A 4,919-nucleotide genomic window follows, 5' to 3' on the forward strand; every position below is an offset into this window, starting at 1 on the left:
GCCGGGCCCCGGCCCCGGGCTTCGGGCTCCGGGCGCGCAGGGACATCGGGGCGATCGAGAGGCCGGAAGGGCCCGGGCCGGGAGACACCTCGGCCCCCGGAGGGCCGTCGGCCCCCGGGGGCCCGGGATCATCCCGCGTCCCACCGGGACCGCTCCGCACCGGAACGGCCGCTCGGGAAAGGCACCGCTGGTTCGACGGGTGGGTCTCAGCGCAGGCGGGCCATCAAGGCGTGCTCCACCAACGTGATCAACGCCGACTTCGCCTCCGCACGATGCCGCGCGTCCGTCGTGATGATCGGCGCGTCCGGCCCGATCTGCAACGCCTCCCGCACCTCCTCCGGAGAATACGGCTGATGCCCGTCGAACCCGTTCAACGCGATCACGAACGGCAGACCACTGTTCTCGAAATAATCCACCGCCGGAAAACAATCCGCCAACCGACGCGTGTCCACCAACACCACCGCGCCGATCGCACCCCGCACCAGATCGTCCCACATGAACCAGAAACGATCCTGACCCGGCGTCCCGAACAGATACAGGATCAAATCCTGATCCAACGTGATACGACCGAAGTCCATCGCCACCGTCGTCGTGGTCTTCCCACCGGTGTGCGTCAAATCATCGATCCCCGCCGACGCCGACGTCATCACCGCCTCGGTCCGCAGCGGATTGATCTCCGAAACAGCACCCACGAACGTGGTCTTGCCCACACCGAACCCACCGGCGACCACGATCTTCGCCGAAGTCGTGGAACGAGCCGGAGCCGCCCCGGCCGCACCGCTAGAGCTTGCGAAGTCCACTGAGCACCCTTTCGAGCAATGTCACATCTGGCTGGCCACCGGGCTCGGCGTCATGACCCGGCTGATGAATGGCGACCAACCCGGCCTCCGCCAGATCGGCGACGAGGATCCGGGCCACACCAAGGGGGATGGAGAGCAACGCGGAGATCTCCGCGACCGACTTGACCTCGTAGCACAACTGACAGATCCGCTGGTGCTCCGGCAACTGCCCCTGCAGTCGGGCGGGCTCCACGCTGGTGCTGACCAGGGCCTCGATCGCCAACTGGTACCGGGGACGCGTCCGCCCCCCGGTCATGGCGTAAGGACGCACCAACGGCTGCCGGGGTGTGCCCCCCGCACCGTCGGGCTGACGCCGGCCCGACGACTGGGAGGATCGACCGCCGTTGGCCGGGGGGAAGGGGTAGCGCCCGGCCTGCCCGCCGCGATGCGGCTGGGCCGGGTACTCGTTGCCGAACGGACCGGCTGGGGGCGTTGCCACTGTCTCCTCCTCCGACTGCCGTTGCTGTGCCGCGGTTGCTGCACTCGCCACGTGCGTGCTGGCACCCTAAGGGGCGAAAGCCCGCCGCGCACGAGGTGTTTGCTAGTTGAGCAGACTTCCCTGGAGTTCGGCGCGGAGATCAGGCGTCAGAACCGCACCCGCACGGTCCACCAACAACGCCATCTCATACCCCACCAGACCGATGTCGGCATCCGGATGCGCCAACACCGCCAACGAGGAACCATCCGAGATCGACATGATGAAGAGGAACCCACGCTCCATCTCCACCACCGTCTGATTCACCACACCACCCTCGAAAATCCGCGAAGCACCCGCGGTCAACGACGTCAAACCCGACGCCACCGCCGCCAACTGATCCGCGCGATCCCGCGGGAAACCCTCTGACAACGCCAGAAGAAGACCATCAGCGGAGACCACCACCGTGTGCGACACCCCGGGGGTGTTGTCCACAAAGCTGGTGATCAACCAGTTCAGGTTCTGCGCCGCCTGGCTCATCGGGCTCACACTAACGCTCCTGATCGTAGGTGTTACCTGGGCTGTAGCCCTGTTGGTCGTTCCGCGCGCGGGCCGTTCCGGCCCCGCGCCCCTGCCGAACCCCTCGGTGGAGGTTGGTCAACCGGCCCCGGACGTCCTCGGGTGCCCGGGAAACCTGCGGCCCACGCGTCGTGGGGGGCTCGGGAAGGGTGTGTTCGGTGAGGTTCGCCCTGGGGACCCGTCGTGGCAGACCCGAGGAGGTGGTCCCCGCGGGCTCGGCGGCCTCACGACGCGGGCCACCACTCCAGACGTTGTTCCCGGAGGACTCGGACGAGGGGGTGGAGGACGGGGTCACGGACTCCTCCCGCTCCTCGTGCCGCGGGGCCTCCACCCCGGGCTCGCCGGGAGTCCGCTGCGGGGTGCGGCGCGGCAACCCCGCACCGGTGACGGAAGTGGGGCCCCCCGCCTCCGATCCGGTTTCGGGGGAGAATCCCACGCTCTGCGCGTTTCCGGCGGGAGGTGTCCCGGCGTCCCCGCCCTGGCGGGCGAAGCCGTCGAACCCGGAACCCGACTGCTCGACACCGGGGCCCCATGCCCCGATCGGCTCCGGGGTGCCGGAGTACGTCGCGGTCCCGATCCGTTCCGGGTTCCCGTAGCCGTTGCCACCGTAACCGTCGGAGGATCCGTCGTCACCGTAGGAACCGTTGCCGTACCCGGTGTCACCCTGCCCGTGGTCACCCTGCCCGGGATTCCCGATGGGGAAGGAGTCACCGTACCCACCGGTCGGATATCCGTTGTCCGTCCAACCGCCGTCGCCGGCCCCCCGCCCCGCGCCGTGGGCGGAGGAGGGGGCGTGGTCCGCGTTCGCACCCGCCGGGGCGGCACCGGCATCGCCGATGGGCATGCCGTTGGACCAGCCGGCGGGCGATCCGTCGGCGGGAGTCGCGGCACCGTCGTCGGCGCCGGCCCGTTCCTCGACCCGGGCCCGCAGTTCGCCCCGGTGCAGCGAGCGACCGACCGGATCGAGCGGAGTGCCCTGCCTGCGATTCTCGTAGCGGCTGTCGTCGAAGCCCAGCTCCGCGGCGCTCGCGACGGCGGGCTGCTCGTCGCGGGTGAACGGCCCCTCGGGGACGATCCGCGAAACGGTGAACTCCTCGTCGCCGGGTCGCTCGGCACCACCGCCACCGTGGGTGATCTCCTCGGGAAGCATGACCAGGGAGGTCGTGCCGGACTGCTCGCCGGAGGGACGCAGCTGGACCCGGATGCCGTGGCGCTGGGCCAGCCGACCGACCACGAACAGACCCATGCGGCGGGAGATCTCCGCGTCGACGGCGGGTGGCTCGGCGAGCCGGTGGTTGATCTCCGCGAAGTCCTCCGCGGTGAGACCGATGCCCTTGTCGTGGATCTCGATCATGACGCGGCCGTCGGGCAGACGCGTCGCGGTGACCCGGACCTTGGTGTGCGGCGAGGAGAAGGTGGTGGCGTTCTCCAGCAGCTCGGCCAGGAGGTGCACGAGGTCGTTGACCGCGGCCCCGTGGATCTCGCTCTCGGGAACACCGGACAGCTCGATCCGCTCGTAGTTCTCCACCTCGGAGGAGGCGGCGCGCAGGACGTCGATCAGAGGGATCGGCTCGTTCCAGCTGCGACCGGGATCCTCCCCCGCGAGAACCAGGAGGTTCTCCCCGTTGCGACGCATACGGGTCGCCAGGTGGTCCAGCTTGAAGAGGTCCTCCAGCTGATCGGGATCGGCCTCGTTGTTCTCCAGGTGGGTGATCAGGGCCAGCTGGCGCTCGATGAGGCCCTGGTTCCTGGTGGAGAGGTTCGTGAAGATCGCGTTGACGTTGCCCCGCAGCAGGGCCTGCTCGGCGGCCAGCCGGACCGCCTCGCCGTGGACGCGGTCGAACGCCCGGGAGACCTCGCCGATCTCGTCCCGGCTGGTGATCGGGATCGGCTCGACCCGGGTGTCCACCTTTCCGGGGTTGGTCTGCGAGAGCTGACGCACCAGGGCCGGGAGGCGTTCCTCGGCGACGCCCAGTGCGGCACCGCGCAGGGTGCGCATGTTCCGGCTCATGGAACGGGCCATGAGCCCGGCGATGACGAAGGCGCCGAGGAGGGCGATGATCACCAGCGCGGAGTTGGTGATCATGTTGGTGCGGGCCTCCGCGGCGACGGCCCGCGCCTCCTCCACCGCGTTGTCGACCAGTTCGGTCTCCAGGGTGTGGTACGCGTCGAAGGCCGCGGTGGACGCCTCGTACCAGCTCTCCGGGGTCACCCCGTAGCCGGCGAGTTCCTGTGGGCCGAACTGGCCGGAGGCGATGTAGGAGGTCATCTGTTCGCGGGTGGGTCCGGCCCCGAGCCCGGCGGTGCTCTCCGCGAGGAGGGTCTCCAGGCGCTGGACCTCCTCGTCGCTGGAGGCCTGGCCGTACTCGCTGCGGGCGATGCCCTCGAGGTAGACGTAGGAGGTGAGTGCCACCCGCTGACGGGTGAGGTTCTCGGCGTCGTCGGCGGGGGAGATCAGCAGGTGGGTGCCGATGGCCCGTTGCAGGGAGTTGGCCGACTTGGCGAGGGAGACGGCGTAGGCGGCGCGGCCGTAGGTCGCGAGGTTGTCGGTGCCCAGTCCCAGTTCGTTGGTGAACGACATCAGGGGGTTCTGGATCTCGACGTAACCCTCCTCCGTCTGGACACCCTCCATGGCGTCGCCGTAGGCGTTCTGGCGCAGGGCGGTGAGTTTGGGCTCCGCCTCCCGGATGCGTGCCAGGCGTCGGAGCAGGCTCTCGTCGTCGGGCATCTCGGCGACCCGCCGGTCGAACTCGGCGCGGGCCTCGTCGGTGGCGCGTCGCACCTCGGCGATGACCGGGTCGTCGCTGTTCCCCTCCAGGAGAGGGCGGGCGGTGGTGTCCCGCTCCACGAGCAGCGCGTGCGCGTAGTCGTTCGCGGCCCGGGTGAGTTCCGCAACCGATTCCGCGTGCTGCGCGTCCTGCCAGGTGTTGTAGTGCGTGTTGACCCGGAGACCGGCGAAGAGGAGGGCCACCAGGACGGGAATCAGGAGAATGGCGTTCAGACGGGTGGCCACCCGCCAGTTCCTCGGGGAGAACCTGCCACCGCCCTCGGCCGGGGCCGGGGGATCGGGCACCGCCGCGGGGACC

The 4,919-nt window shown here is 69.6% G+C and carries 4 protein-coding genes; all 4 read right to left on the bottom strand.

Annotated elements, in window-relative coordinates; all coding sequences use genetic code 11:
- Positions 1–206: 206 nt before the first annotated feature.
- Positions 207–800, bottom strand: a complete 594-nt coding sequence (locus FNQ90_RS12555; RefSeq protein WP_143620751.1) for a GTP-binding protein — start codon at positions 798–800, stop codon at positions 207–209.
- Complete coding sequence (locus FNQ90_RS12560; protein ID WP_182606451.1) at positions 781–1,278, bottom strand: DUF742 domain-containing protein; 498 nt, start codon at positions 1,276–1,278, stop codon at positions 781–783. The genes FNQ90_RS12555 and FNQ90_RS12560 overlap by 20 nt, the downstream gene beginning before the upstream one ends.
- 102 nt (positions 1,279–1,380) lie before the next feature.
- Positions 1,381–1,794 (bottom strand): roadblock/LC7 domain-containing protein, encoded by a 414-nt coding sequence (locus FNQ90_RS12565; RefSeq protein WP_143620747.1) that lies wholly within the window; start codon positions 1,792–1,794, stop codon positions 1,381–1,383.
- 10 nt (positions 1,795–1,804) lie between these two features.
- Positions 1,805–4,919 (bottom strand): sensor histidine kinase (locus tag FNQ90_RS12570; RefSeq protein WP_407699352.1); only part of this gene is annotated, 3,115 nt, incomplete at its 5' end.

The organism is Streptomyces alkaliphilus, assembly GCF_014141535.1.
Lineage (GTDB): Bacteria > Actinomycetota > Actinomycetes > Streptomycetales > Streptomycetaceae > Streptomyces > Streptomyces alkaliphilus.